The organism is Nonomuraea sp. B12E4 (genome assembly GCF_039871825.1).
In the GTDB taxonomy this organism is placed as follows: domain Bacteria; phylum Actinomycetota; class Actinomycetes; order Streptosporangiales; family Streptosporangiaceae; genus Nonomuraea.
Window position 1 is genome coordinate 426,747 of record NZ_JBDPME010000004.1, and the last position, 13,796, is coordinate 440,542.

Here is a 13,796-nt window from a genome sequence, read left to right on the forward strand (position 1 = left end):
GACGAACTCGACGACCCCACGGCAGCGACCACCGAACGCGCGCGAGCGGACGCATGCGGGGCGGACCAGCGGTGCGGGCGTATGGAAGGCGGATCAGCGGGCGCGCAGGACCAGGATCGCCAGGTCGTCCGCGCTGGGCTCCGAGGCGAACTCGGCCGCGCCCCTGCGGATGCGCTCGGCCACCGCCCTGGCCGACAGCCCGGCGCACTCGGCCAGCAGCTTGGCCAGGCCGCCGTCGTCGTCGAGCAGCCGCCCGCCGGAGCGCCGCTCGGTCACCCCGTCCGTGACGGCCAGTAGCACATCGCCGTGCGCCAGATGGACGGTGTCGGCCTCGAACATGACCTCGTGGAACACCCCGAGCAACGACTGCGGCGTGGTCACCGCCTCCACCTGGCCGCTCGGCTTGAGCCGCAGCGCCTCGGGATGGCCGGCCGACACCAGGCGCACCTCCAGCCCGCTCTCCACGGGGGTGATGTCGCCGTGCAGCAGCGTGAGGAACCTCGCCCGTTCCCCCTCCTCCAGGATCGCCTGGTTGAGCCGCCCCAGCACGGCAGCGACGCCGTAGCCCTCCCGGGCGAGCAACCGGAGCGTGTGGCGGGCCAGCCCGGTCACGGCGGCGGCCTCCGGGCCGGTCCCGCAGACGTCGCCGATCGCGAACCGCCAGCAGTCGTCACCCGCCTTGAACAGGTCGTAGAAGTCGCCGCCGACCTCGTTGGCCTCGCCGGCGGGCTCATAGATGACGCCGTAGTCGAGCCCCGGCACCTCGGGCTCGTTGGGCGGCAGCAGGCTGCGCTGGAGCGCGCGGTTGGCGGCGGCCTGCTGGGCGTAGAGGCGGGCGTTGTCCATGGCCAGGGCGGCGCGCCTGCCGATGTCCTCGGCGAACTGGATGACGTCGTCGGGGAAACGGTCGGACCTGCCCAGGCACATCAGGCCGAGGCTGCGGCCGCGGGCGGTCAGCGGGACCGCGAGCACCTGCGCGTCGGGCAGGTGGAGCGCCGAGGTGACCCGGGTGTCGGCGGCGGTGACGTCCATCTCGGCGAGCTGCTCGCGCAGGCCGTCGATCCTGGCCTCGTCGGCGTGCCAGAGATAGACCAGCCGCGGCGGCCCCACGGGGTCGTCGGAGGTGTAGACGGCGCACCAGCCCGCCAGCCGCGGCACCACGACCTGGGCGATGATGGCGGGCACCATGTCGGGGTCGAGGGTGCCCGCGAGCAGGTCGCTCGCGTCAGCCAGGAACCCCAGCCAATGTGGCCCCCTGGCGCTCTCCTCCAGCCATTCGGCCGCCACTCGGTCCGCGGAGCCAGGTAGCGTGAGCCTAGCCCAGTGGACACGGGACTCGCCCGCAAAGGTGACTCCCCACTCCTCGACAACGACGGAAGGGGCTTTTGGATCGCTCTGCGAGAGACTGCGCTGCCGCAACTCGACCTGTACCGCATCCCCGAAATGCTTCCAGATAACCTCAAACGGCTCGTCAGCGACCTGCTCCGCCAGTTCTCCCACGACCTGCTCGGCGGTGTGGAGCATGCCACCGGTGGCCCACGCGGTCATCACCTCGCGCGTGAACCTCATCGCAGCAGTCACCGCGGTCTCGCCTGGCGCGAACGTCGCAGCGAGCACCGCATGGGGAGAAGCAGTCATCCCCACGTGCCTACCACACTTCCCGCTGACTTGGGGTAAATCCAAGGACAGGACTACGAGCTACTCATCGTGACAGACTTGAATCACTCGCCGGAGCCCGCAGCGAGTGAAGGAGGCCCCATGACCACGGCCAAGGCCGCACCGACCCCGGAGGAGAGGACCTACACCGAATCGGATCTCGTGCCCATCCTCGAGACCCTCTTCTCCTGGCGTGACGGTGACTTCCGGCGCCGGGTTCCTCATGCTCCCCCCGGCATCCTCAGCGAGGTCCGGCTGCTGCTCAACGAAGTGGCCGACCGCCGCGAACACCTCGCGAACGAGCTCGTACGCGTACGCAAGGAAGTCGTCAAGGAGGGCCGGTTCAGCGAACGGCTGACCCCCGGACCAGGTGTCGGTGCCTGGGCCGAGAGCGTCGAGTCGGTCAACATGCTGATCGACGCCCTGGTGAGCCCCGTGAGCGGCGCGGCCGACGTGATCGACGCGGTCGCCAAGGGCGACCTGTCACGGCGCATCGACCTCGACCGGTCGGCCCGCGGCGAGGTGCGCCGGCTGGGCAAGGCCATCAACGGCATGGTGGACCAGCTCGCCCTGTTCAACTCCGAGGTGACCAGGGTGGCGCGTGAAGCGGGCACGGAGGGCAGGCTGGGCGGCAGCGCCAACCTGCGCGGCATGTCGGGGAGCTGGCGCGACCTCACCGAGGCGGTCAACACGATGTCCTCGCGCGTGGCCGCTCAGGTGCGCGACATCGCGGTCGTGACCACCGCGGTGGCCAAGGGCGACCTGAGCCGTAAGGTGACGGTCGACGCCGTGGGCGAGATGTTCGAGCTGAAGAACACCGTCAACACGATGGTCGACCAGTTGTCCGGCTTCGCCGAAGAGGTGACCCGGGTCGCCCGCGAGGTGGGCACGGAAGGCCAGCTCGGCGGCCAGGCGCAGGTGACGGGTGTGTCCGGGGTCTGGAAGGACCTGACGGACAACGTCAACTTCATGGCCAACAACCTCACCTCCCAGGTGCGCAGCATCGCGACCGTGGCGACCGCGGTGGCCCAGGGCAACCTGTCGAAGAAGATCAACGTCGATGCCCAGGGCGAGATCCTGCAGCTCAAGGACACCCTCAACACGATGGTCGACCAGCTCTCGTCCTTCGCCGACGAGGTCACCCGGGTCGCCCGCGAGGTCGGCACCGAGGGCAAGCTGGGCGGTCGCGCCGAGGTGAAGGGCGTGTCGGGCGTCTGGAAGGACCTCACCGACAACGTCAACTCGATGGCCAACAACCTGACCTACCAGGTGCGCAACATCGCCCAGGTGACCACGGCCGTGGCCAACGGCGACCTCACCCGCAAGATCGACGTGGACGCCCAGGGCGAGATCCTGGAGCTCAAGTCCACCATGAACACGATGGTCGAGCAGCTCTCGTCGTTCGCCTCCGAGGTGACGCGAGTCGCCCGTGAGGTCGGCACCGAGGGCCAGCTCGGCGGCCAGGCCCAGGTGCGGGGTGTGTCCGGGGTCTGGAAGGACCTCACGGAAAACGTCAACTCGATGGCCAACAACCTGACCTCCCAGGTACGCCAGATCGCGGCGGTGTCGTCGGCGGTGGCCCAGGGCAACCTGTCGAAGAAGATCACGGTTGACGCGCAGGGCGAGATCCTGCAGCTCAAGGACACCCTCAACACGATGGTCGACCAGCTCTCGTCCTTCGCCGACGAGGTCACCCGGGTGGCCCGCGAGGTGGGCACGCAGGGGCAGCTCGGCGGCCAGGCGCGGGTGCAGGGCGTGTCGGGTGTGTGGAAGGACCTCACCGACAACGTCAACTTCATGGCGAACAACCTGACCTATCAGGTGCGCAACATCGCCGAGGTGACCACGGCCGTGGCCAACGGCGACCTCACCCGCAAGATCGACGTGGACGCCCAGGGCGAGATCCTGGCGCTCAAGACCACCATCAACCGCATGGTGGACCAGCTCTCGTCGTTCGCCTCCGAGGTCACCCGAGTCGCCCGCGAGGTGGGCTCGGAAGGGCAGCTCGGCGGCCAGGCGCGGGTCGAGGGCGTCGAGGGCACGTGGAAGCGGCTCACCGAGAGCGTCAACGAGCTGGCCGGCAACCTCACCACGCAGGTCCGCGCCATCGCCACCGTGACCAGCGCCGTGGCGCGCGGCGACCTGACCCGGTCGATCGCGGTCGAGGCGCAGGGCGAGCTGGCGGAGCTGAAGGACAACGTCAACCTGATGGTGGCCAACCTCCGCGAGACCACCCAGGCCAACCAGGAGCAGGACTGGCTCAAGTCCAACCTGGCCCGCATCTCCCGGCTCATGCAGGGCCACCGCGACCTGCTGGAGGTGGCCAAGCTCACGATGAGCGAGCTGACACCGCTGGTGTCGGCCCGCTACGGCGCCTTCTACGGCATCGAGCCCGGGGGCGACCACGAGCTGATCCTCATCGGCGGCTACGGCGTGCGCCCCGAACGGGGACCGCGCCAGCGGTTCGGGATCGGCGAGGGCATCGTCGGCCAGGCGGCGGCCGAGGGCCGGCACATCATCCTCGACGACGTGCCGCCGAAGTTCATCACCATCGACAGCGGGCTCAGCCAGTCCACGCCGGCGCAGATCGTGGTGCTGCCCATCCTGTTCGAGAACCGGGTGCTGGGCGTGCTGGAGCTGGCCTCGTTCACGCCGTTCGGGGAGGTGCACCTCGACTTCCTGACGCAGCTCGTCGAGACCATCGGCGTCACGATGAACACGATCATCGCCAACTCCCGCACCGAGGATCTGCTGACCGAGTCGCAGCGGCTGACCCGCGAGCTGCAGGAGCGCTCCGACGAGCTGCAGCGCCAGCAGGAGGAGCTGCGCAGGTCCAACGCCGAGCTGGAGGACAAGGCGGCGCTGCTGGCCAAGCAGAACCGCGCGATCGAGATCCAGAACTTCCAGATCGAGCAGGCCCGCCGCACCCTGGAGGAGCGCGCTGAGCAGCTCGCGGTGTCCTCGCGCTACAAGTCCGAGTTCCTCGCGAACATGTCGCACGAGCTGCGCACGCCACTCAACAGCCTGCTGGTGCTGGCCAAGCTGCTCACCGAGAACGCCGAGGGCAACCTGACCTCGCAGCAGGTCGAGTTCGCCCGGACGATCCACAGCGCCGGCTCCGCGCTGCTCCAGCTGATCAACGACATGCTCGACCTGTCGAAGGTCGAGGCGGGCCGGATGGACATCCACCCGATCCAGGTGTCGCTGCCGAAGATGGTGGACCTGCTGGAGGCCGCGTTCGCGCCGCTGGCGCAGGACAAGGGGCTGTCGTTCACCGTGGACGTCGAGACCGACGTGCCGCACGAGCTGCGCGCCGACGAGCAGCGCCTGCAGCAGGTGCTGCGCAACCTGCTGTCCAACGCGGTGAAGTTCACGCCGCGGGGCGAGGTGAAGCTGCGGGTCTCGACGGCGCCCGCGGGCATCGAATATGACGACGACACCCTGCACAACGCCACCGACCTGCTGGCCTTCCAGGTGATCGACACCGGCATCGGCATCGCGCCCGACAAGCGGGACGTCATCTTCGAGGCGTTCCGGCAGGCCGACGGCACGACCAGCCGCAAATACGGCGGCACCGGGCTGGGCCTGGCGATCTGCCGGGACATCGCCCGGCTGCTGGGCGGCGAGATCCACGTGGACAGCGAGCTGGGCAAGGGCAGCACGTTCACGCTCTACCTGCCCGCCTCCTACACCGGGCCGCTGGCCGCGACCGACGGAGGCGTCGCCCGCCGGCAGCTCATGGCGCCGCCGATCGAGGAGAGCACGGCCGCGGTCCCCGAGCCGCCGCTGCCGCTCGACCTGCCGATGCCCGAGCTGGTCGAGACGCCGGTCGAGACGCCCGCCCAGTGGCAGGGCGACGACCCGCTCAACGGTGCCAAGATCCTCATCGTGGACGACGACATCCGCAACGTGTTCGCGCTGACCAGCGTCCTGGAACGGCACGGCTCCACCGTCGTCTACGCTGAAAACGGTCGGGAGGGGATCGAGCAGCTCGAACGGAACGAGGACGTCGCGCTCGTGCTGATGGACATCATGATGCCGGAGATGGACGGCTGGGCCACGACCTCGGCGATCCGCCGCATGCCCCAGTTCGCGGATCTCCCGATCATCGCGCTGACCGCCAAGGTCATGCGGGGTGATCGCGAGAAGAGCATCGCCTCGGGTGCCTCCGACTACGTGCCCAAGCCCGTCGACGTGGACCGTCTGCTTGAGCGCCTGCGCGGCTGGCTCAGCCGAGGGCGGGGTTCCGCGTCCGACTCATCCGTCGAAGGGTCGTGATCGATGCCGGACCGTGCCAAGATCCTCCTGGTCGATGACCGTGAGGAGAATCTGATCGCGCTCGAGGCCATCCTCAGCTCCCTGGACCTGGTGCCCGTGCGGGCCAGGTCCGGTGAGGAGGCGCTGAAGGCGCTGCTCAACACCGAGTTCGCGCTCATCCTGCTCGACGTGCGGATGCCGGGCATGGACGGGTTCGAGACGGCCGCGCACATCAAGCGCCGCGAACGGACCAGGAACATCCCCATCATCTTCCTGACCGTGGTCGACAGCGCTCCCGACTACGCCTTCCGCGGTTACGCGGCGGGCGCGGTCGACTACCTGACCAAGCCGTTCGACCCGTGGGTGCTGCGGGCGAAGGTGTCGGTGTTCACAGAGCTGTACAACATGAACAAACGCCTGGCCGAGCAGGCGTCGATGCTGCGGGATCGCCTCAGCGGCGAGTTGGCTCCGGGGGCGGGCGATCATGCGCTGGTGCTGCCGGAGCTGTCGCGCCGGCTGACCGCGGTCGAGGACGAGCTGGCCCGGGTCAGGGAGCTGGCCCGCAAGGCGCCGGATCCGGCGCTGGCCGTGCCGCTGGCCGACCTCACGGACCGGCTGACCCACCTCCGCGCGGGCCTCGACGCGCTCTCCTAGCACGATCGGCGCCGGTGCCCGGCGTGCTCCCCAGCACGATCGGGACCGGTGCCCTTTCGCCGGCGGACCCCGGCCTGGCGGTGAGCACTCGCCCGGTCTAGCGGCGGGCACTCGCCCGGCCAGCGGCGGGCACCCCTCCCGGTCTAGTGGCGGGCGCGTTCCAGGGCGTCCCAGAAGCCGCGGCGCAGCGCGTGGCGGACCTCGTCGTGCAGCAGGAAGTCGATCGGCAGCGACGACCCCTGCAGCAGGCGCGCCTCCAGGTCGGAGGGCATGCGCGGCTTGCGGGCCAGCACCGCCTCCAGCCACAGCGCGGGCGCGTCGCGGGCGACCGACTCGCCGAAGTCGTGGCCCTCCCGGTGGGCTGCCTTGACGGCGTCGGCCAGCGTGGTGGCGCCCGCCGTCGCGGCGGGCGGCGGGTTGACCGGCGCGGGCTGCGGCCCGGTGTACGGCCCGAGCTGCGAAGGCTGGAACGCCGCGCTCGTCGGCGAGGCGAACTGCCCGGTCGAGGGCGAGGCCGACTGGGCCTGGACGGAACCGGTGGCCGGAACCGCGGGTGGCGGCGCGGGCGGCTCGGGCTGGTAGTTGCTGTAGGCCGGCAGCGCGGGCGGCGTGGCCGGCTGGCCGCGCCCCGCCGACGGCGCCGGCCCGTTGGCCGTGGGCTCGACGGGCGCGGGCGTCGCGGGCCGTGCGGCGTGGCTGCCGGTGGACGACGGCGCCTGCGGGAGCGAGGGCGGCGACGAGGCGGGCGGGGCGGGCTGCGACGGCTGCGCGGGCGGCAGCGAGTGGGCGGTCTGGCCGTTGCTGAGCGGCTGGTGGTGCCCGTTGGACGCCTCGGTGACGCCGGTCACCAGGTTGACGTAGGGACGCAGGTGGACCGCGCCCAGCTCCACCAGATCGTCGCACTCCTGCCGGAGCGAGCGCGAGACCGCCCAGCCGCCGTCGGTCGCGATGTGGATGACGCTCACCCGGATCCCGAGGTCCTGCGCGTCGCACACGACCTGTGCCAGGTCCTCGTCGCCGCTGACCACCACGGCGTCGCAGATGGCGTTGTTGCGGGCGAGGGTCATCAGGTCGCGGTGCACCTGGGCGTCGACGCCCTCGCGCCGGCCCGGCCGGATGCGCGACAGCCTGAGCTTGAGTCCGGGTATGTCGGCCAGCGCGTCGTGCTCCGGCGTGCGACGCGCCTCGACGGTGGCTTCGTACCAGTAGCACCGCAGCAGCGGCAGGCCGGTGCGCTCGCGCGACAGCCCCGTCAAGAGCTGGAGCAGTCCCGGATAGTCCCAGGAAACCGCTTCGCGATGACGCGTGCCGTGCGCGGCCATCGCTCCATCAGAGAGGAGATAGCCAGCGTCGACGAACAGCGCACAGCGATCCACTGACACCGCCCCTTTCCTGGTGGTCCGACCTTGCTCGGCGTTGCACCGTCAGGAGACCGGACTCGGCGGCCCTCTCTCAGAGTAATGAAAGCAGGTGATCGTGCGAGGTGAATCCCGACGATTCGGCCGCTGGTCACCGCAACGTCAGACCGTACAGGCAGACCGTACCAGTTTGTCCTGTTTCTGGTCACGATCTTGCGCGTACGCTCAGCGCCGCGACCCCGAACAGGACGACGTCCTTGTCCGTGGCGATCGTCAGCCCGGGGTCAGCGCCGAGCTCGGCGCTGACCGTGTCCACGTCCGAGCCGAACGTCATCTCCGCCGCCCCGGTCGAGGAGCCGTCGAAGACGTTGCCTGCGTCGCGGTCGCCCCCCGCGGGGGTGAGCAGGCCCGAGCCGAGCGAGACCCGGTCGCCCCTGAGGTCGGCGTCCCCCTCCCACGTCACCAGCTCCAGCCGGGCGGGAGCGGCGGCGGGTCTCAGCCCGCCGAGCGGCATCCGTACCCGCCGGGAGGCGCCGCCGACCACCGTGGCGGTGTCGAGCACCACGGCCTGGCTGTACGGCTCCGACGGATCGGTGACGATCAGCACCAGGCTCCACCCGGCATGTCGCGAGACCCCCTCGCGCAGCGGCGCGTCGGCCGCCCACCAGAAGCCGTCCCTGCGGGCGTTGGCGACCAGCCCGCTGACGTCGGCGTAGGCCTGGTAGACCGGCCCGAGAGGCAGCTCGCGCGTGGTCACCTCGGTGGGCCGCACGGTCAGGTAGGCGCGCCGGCCGGGCGGCCGGATCCTGATGGGCCCGGCCTCGCCACCGGCGGACCAGTAGAGCCCGGCCCACACGACCTGGCTGCCCTTCGGCAACGTCAGCCTGGCCGCGCTGGAGGCGGTGGTGCCGGGGTCGGCGTCCCGGTCGAGCGCGGTCATGGGCCACAGGTCGTTGTCGCGCCGGTCGCCCTGGCGCCGCCGGGCCTCCCAGCAGGCCGGGTCACCCTCGGAGCAGCTCACCAGCGAGTTGCCGATCGCCCTGACGGCCACCTTCCCGTCAGTGGCGAACCTGGCCGGCGCCCCCGTCGTCCGCACGCCCTCCTCGGCCCGCGCCTGGGCCCTCACCGGGCCCGCCTGGACGCGCACGGCCGGTCCCGCGCCCTCCGGCGCCTCCTCCGCCACCCGCACCCGCAGGAACACCGCCGTGCTCCGGCCCGCCGCCAGCGGCTCCCTGACGCACCGGGCGCCGCTGCCCGACGGGCGGCACGCCCAGCCGTCCACGGTGCCGACGGGGTCGAGCGTGCCACTGCTGTGATGCCGCCGCGCGGGCGGGATGAGGGTCACGCCCGCCGGCAGGTCCACGTACGCCACCAGCTCCTCGCTCGGTGCCCGGCCGTGGTTGCGCAGGCGGAGGCCGACGATGCCGGGCTGGGCGCGTACCAGGGAGCCGAGGGGGTCGATCGTGGCGAGCAGCCGGGCTCGTCCCGGCTGTCTCGTCTCCGTGGGCGCGGGCACCGGCGTGGGCTGCTCACTCGGCGTGGGCACCGGCTGCAGCGGCGAGGCGGGGAGCGGGGCGACCGGCACGGCCGGGGGCCTGCCGACCCTGACCGGCTCCGTGCCGGACATCAGGGCGAGCGCGACCGCCACCGCCGCCGTGACGGCCGCCCCGCCCGCCACCGCGGCCTGCTGCTGCTTCGGCACGCGCCGCACCCAGCCGAGGACCCGCAGCAGCCCGTCCGCGCCTGTGCCGGCCAGGACGGGCTTGGCCAGCGCCGCCGCGTAGCCGCCGAAGAGCGGCCCGGCGATCAGTGGCCCTACCATGACGCGCAGCCCGCGGTTGACGTCGGTCAGCTCCAGCAGCACCCCATGGCACTCCTCGCAGCCGCTCACATGCTCGTCGACCACCTTGGCGTCGCGCCTGGCCAGCCCGCCCCGCACGTAGGCGCCCATCTTGCCGAGCACCGGCCGGCACGCGTGCCGCGGCACCCCGTTGAGATGCATCTGCAGATAAGCCTGCCGCAGCCCCTCGCGCGCCCGGTATGCCAGCGCGGCCACTCCGTTGGCCGACAGCCCGAGCAGCGGCGCCACGTCGGCGGGTTTGCTCCGCTCCACCTCGGTGTGCCAGAGCACCGCCCGCCACCGCTCGGGCAGCGCCAGGAACGCCCTGGCGACCAGCGACTTCTCCAGCCCGACGAGCGCGGGGTCGACGAAGGGCACCCCCGGGTCGAAGAGCTCGATCTCGCCCGTGGTCATCTGGCGGCTCTCGATCCGGGAGCGGTCGTGGACCGTGCGCCGCACCACGGTCAGCAGGTAGGTACGGAAGCCCGAGTCGGGACCGCCGCCCCTGCCGACGAGGTCGAGGATCTTCGTGAACGACTCGGCGACCACGTCCTCGACCTCGGCGCCGCGGACGAGTTGCCGGGCGAGCGCGCGAGCCGCGGCGACATGGCGGTCGTAGAGCCGGCCGTAGCCGGTGGCGTTGCCCTCCCTGACCGCCTGCAGCAGCTCGGCATCGCTTTGCGGCGATTCGACACCCATAGTGACCTCACGATTACCCGGGGTTGCCCGCGCAATCATTCCGCATTCACCGTCATGACTAAACCGCGTGTGCGTCTTTACCTCAGGGCCGGTTTCATCGATCGCGCGACTGGGGGGACACGCGGGAGGACCCGGCGGCCGCCCCCGCGTCCGGGTGCGCCCGCCGCCCAGGGCATACGCGCAGGCCCTCGCTCTGATCAGGACCCTAAGCTTGGACGCATGACGGATCGCGACAACCTCCTGGCCGAGATCAAGAACAAGGCCGTCGTGCACGGCAGGGTCACGCTCTCCTCCGGTCTGGAGGCGGACTTCTATCTCGACCTGCGCCGGATCACGCTCGACGGCGTGGCCGCGCCCCTGGTCGGCAGGGTGATGCTCGACATGACCGAGGACCTCGACTACGACGCGGTCGGCGGGCTCACGCTGGGGGCCGACCCCGTGGCGGGCGCGATGCTGCACGCGGCGGCGGCGCGGGGACGCACGCTGGACGCGTTCGTGGTGCGGAAGACGCAGAAGGCGCACGGCATGCAGCGCCGGATCGAGGGGCCCGAGGTCAAGGGGCGGCGGGTGCTCGCGGTGGAGGACACGTCCACGACGGGCGGCTCGCCGCTGACGGCGGTCGAGGCGTTGCGGGAGGCGGGGGCCGAGGTCGTGGCCGTGGCCACGATCGTCGACCGGGGCGCCAGGCAGCGGATCACCGGCGAGGGCCTCGAATACCGCTCCGCCTTCACCCTCGACGACCTCGGCCTCTAACCGCCGCCGAGCGAGTTCGGGACGATCGGGCGGCCGGGGGTGGTGTCAGCCCGCGTTGTCGGCCTGCACCGTGAAGGAGTCCTTGGTGCCCCGTCCGGCCGACTCGCGGAGCTTGCCGTTCACGGTGACGCGGACCGCGCCCGCGTCGCTGATCACCACGTCGAGTTCGGGGTCGAAGTAGCTGACCTCCTCGCCCCCGCTCATCTCGCGGTGCTGCAGCACGTCACCGCCCGGCACGCGCACCGTGACGATGGGGCAGGTGTCGGCCACGCACTCGATGCGTACGGTCGGCACCTGGGCGGTGGCCTCCGCCGAGGCGGCGCTGGGAGGGGTGGGACTGGCGGCTCTGGCGCGCTCGGACTCCTGCGCGGCGCCGAACGAGCCGAGCAGCGCGCGACCGCCGACGAACAGGAGTGTTACAGCCGCCCCGGCCGCCAGGACGGCGAGGGCCAAGCGGGCGAGACCCATCGGATCTGACCTGTGGCGTCCCACAGTCGGCAGCGTACTCGTTGGTGTGACTCCTCCGCTCCCTGAAGGGAGCAGCTTCTCGCTTCCCCGTTGAGGTAGGCGACGGACAAGCCCTGCCCGTTTCGAACAAGAGAACCATATCAGGGAAGCGATTCCCCTGCCGGGTAAACTCGGCAGTCTCTCGCTAGAACCGATGTCGCCGTTCCGGTCAACGCCACTGCTGGGTGTCTGTATGGGATGAGGTGCGGTGGTGCTTACCGTTGGGCGGGGGAAGGTTCTTGCCCTTTCCCTTGCCCTTGACGACCTCGACGATGATCGGGATCAGCGAGATGACGACGATGAGGAACACCCCGGGCAGGATGTACTTGTCGATCTGCTTGGGATCGACCTCGCCGCCGAGGAAGTGGCCGAGCAGGAGGAGACTCTCGACCCAGACGAGGCCCCCGATGGCATTCCACAGGAAGAAACGTTTGGCGGGCATCTCCAGCACACCCGCGACGGGATTCATGAACGTACGGACAATCGGCACAAACCTGGCCAGAATGACCGCACGCGCCGGGCCGAACTTCTCGAAGAACTCCTCCGCCCGGAGCACGTGCTCCCGCTTGAACAACCGTGAATCCGGTTTGTCGAAGAGTTTGCGACCGAATCGCGCTCCCAGGAAATGCCCGAGCTGGGCACCGGCAATCGCGCACAACGGCGTGCCGATCAGCAGGACCGGCAGTGAGAGCGGCGCGATGCCTATTCCCTGGGCCACCGACGCCGAGCTGAAAATCCCCGCGGCCACCAGCAACGAGTCGCCGGGCAGGAAGAACCCGAGCAGCAAACCCGTTTCCGCGAAGATGATAGCGAGAACGCCGATCGTGGCGAATGCCCCCAGCAGGGTCAACCACCACGTCGGGTCCAGAAGATTCCAGAGCCAGTCCACGCCGAGAGCCTACCCGTAGCGGGGACTCTCGACATGACCATCAGGCGCGCGTTGTCTCTACCGCATCGGGTAGGGAGCCCGGGATACTGGGCTCGGCGCGAAGCCGAAACTTCTCAGGGAGATGAACATGCCTATTGCGACTCCAGAGGTCTACGCTGAGATGCTCGACCGGGCCAAGGCCGGCGGCTTCGCCTATCCGGCGATCAACGTGACCTCATCGCAGACGTTGAACGCGGCCCTGCGCGGCTTCGCCGAGGCCGAGAGCGACGGCATCGTGCAGGTCTCGACGGGCGGCGCCGAGTTCCTGGCGGGCGCCACGGTCAAGGACATGGTCACGGGGGCCACGGCCCTGGCCGAGTACGCGCGGGTGGTCGCCGCGAAATACCCGGTGACAGTGGCCCTGCACACCGACCACTGCCCGAAGGACAAGCTCGACGGCTACATGCGGCCGCTCGTCGACATCTCCCTGGAGCGGGTCTCCAAGGGCCTCGACCCGCTGTTCCAGTCGCACATGTGGGACGGCTCGGCCGTGCCGCTCGACGAGAACCTGGAGATCGCCAAGGAGCTCCTCGACAAGTGCTCCAGGGCGCGGATCATCATGGAGATGGAGATCGGCGTCGTCGGCGGCGAGGAGGACGGCGTCGTCGGCGAGATCAACGAGAAGCTCTACACGACGCCCGAGGACGCGCTGGCCACCGCCGAGGCGCTGGGCATCGGCGAGCGGGGCCGCTACCTGCTGGCCGCCACGTTCGGCAACGTGCACGGCGTCTACAAGCCGGGGCACGTCAAGCTGCGGCCGAGCGTGCTGAAGGAGATCCAGGACGCGGTCGGGGCCAAGCACGGCAAGGACAAGCCGTTCGACCTGGTCTTCCACGGCGGCTCCGGCTCGGCGCTGGAGGAGATCCACGAGGCGATCTCGTACGGCGTGGTGAAGATGAACGTCGACACCGACACCCAGTACGCCTTCACCAGGCCGATCGCGGACCACATGTTCCGCAACTACGACGGCGTGCTGAAGGTGGACGGCGACGTGGGCAGCAAGAAGACCTACGACCCACGGTCGTACGGCAAGGCCGCGGAGGCCGGGATGGCGGCGCGTGTGGCGGAAGCGTGCCAGAGCCTCAAGAGTGCTGGGACGAAGATCTCATAGCACACGAGCGGCTCGGCGGGTATGACTTGTCCT

Annotated in this window: 9 protein-coding genes; 4 read left to right on the plus strand and 5 right to left on the minus strand. The window is 70.4% G+C overall.

The features are described 5' to 3' along the window. Window positions 1-93: 93 nt before the first annotated feature. Window positions 94-1,569: a GAF domain-containing SpoIIE family protein phosphatase gene (locus tag ABGB18_RS13395; protein WP_347695771.1), complete on the minus strand. Its 1,476-nt coding sequence runs from the start codon at window positions 1,567-1,569 to the stop codon at window positions 94-96. 189 nt (window positions 1,570-1,758) lie between these two features. Here ABGB18_RS13395 and ABGB18_RS13400 point away from each other — a divergent pair, with 189 nt between their 5' ends. Together ABGB18_RS13400 and ABGB18_RS13405 are read left to right on the plus strand one after the other, a co-directional pair. Next, window positions 1,759-5,934 (plus strand): HAMP domain-containing protein, encoded by a 4,176-nt coding sequence (locus ABGB18_RS13400; protein ID WP_347695772.1) that lies wholly within the window; start codon window positions 1,759-1,761, stop codon window positions 5,932-5,934. Window positions 5,935-5,937: 3 nt separating this feature from the next. Beyond that, complete coding sequence (locus ABGB18_RS13405; RefSeq protein ID WP_347695773.1) at window positions 5,938-6,567, plus strand: response regulator; 630 nt, start codon at window positions 5,938-5,940, stop codon at window positions 6,565-6,567. A 143-nt stretch (window positions 6,568-6,710) separates the two neighbouring features. Here ABGB18_RS13405 and ABGB18_RS13410 read toward each other — a convergent pair whose 3' ends face one another. Then, the gene (locus ABGB18_RS13410; protein WP_347695774.1) at window positions 6,711-7,943 is read right to left on the minus strand and encodes an NYN domain-containing protein; all 1,233 of its coding nucleotides are present in this window, start codon (window positions 7,941-7,943) and stop codon (window positions 6,711-6,713) included. A gap of 187 nt (window positions 7,944-8,130) precedes the next feature. Continuing rightward, complete coding sequence (locus tag ABGB18_RS13415; protein WP_347695775.1) at window positions 8,131-10,464, minus strand: sigma-70 family RNA polymerase sigma factor; 2,334 nt, start codon at window positions 10,462-10,464, stop codon at window positions 8,131-8,133. 219 nt (window positions 10,465-10,683) lie between these two features. Between ABGB18_RS13415 and pyrE the strand changes: the two genes are divergently transcribed. Then, entirely contained in the window at window positions 10,684-11,217 is a 534-nt protein-coding gene (gene pyrE, locus ABGB18_RS13420; RefSeq protein WP_347695776.1) for an orotate phosphoribosyltransferase, read from the plus strand. Window positions 11,218-11,262: 45 nt separating this feature from the next. On the opposite strand, the gene ABGB18_RS13425 is transcribed toward pyrE, so the two are convergent. Beyond that, window positions 11,263-11,685 (minus strand): RodZ domain-containing protein, encoded by a 423-nt coding sequence (locus tag ABGB18_RS13425; RefSeq protein ID WP_347695777.1) that lies wholly within the window; start codon window positions 11,683-11,685, stop codon window positions 11,263-11,265. 208 nt (window positions 11,686-11,893) lie between these two features. After that, window positions 11,894-12,613 (minus strand): DedA family protein, encoded by a 720-nt coding sequence (locus ABGB18_RS13430; protein ID WP_347695778.1) that lies wholly within the window; start codon window positions 12,611-12,613, stop codon window positions 11,894-11,896. A gap of 121 nt (window positions 12,614-12,734) precedes the next feature. On the opposite strand from ABGB18_RS13430, the gene fbaA reads away from it, so the two are divergent. Beyond that, window positions 12,735-13,763: a class II fructose-bisphosphate aldolase gene (fbaA, locus tag ABGB18_RS13435; RefSeq protein ID WP_347695779.1), complete on the plus strand. Its 1,029-nt coding sequence runs from the start codon at window positions 12,735-12,737 to the stop codon at window positions 13,761-13,763. Window positions 13,764-13,796: the final 33 nt, after the last annotated feature.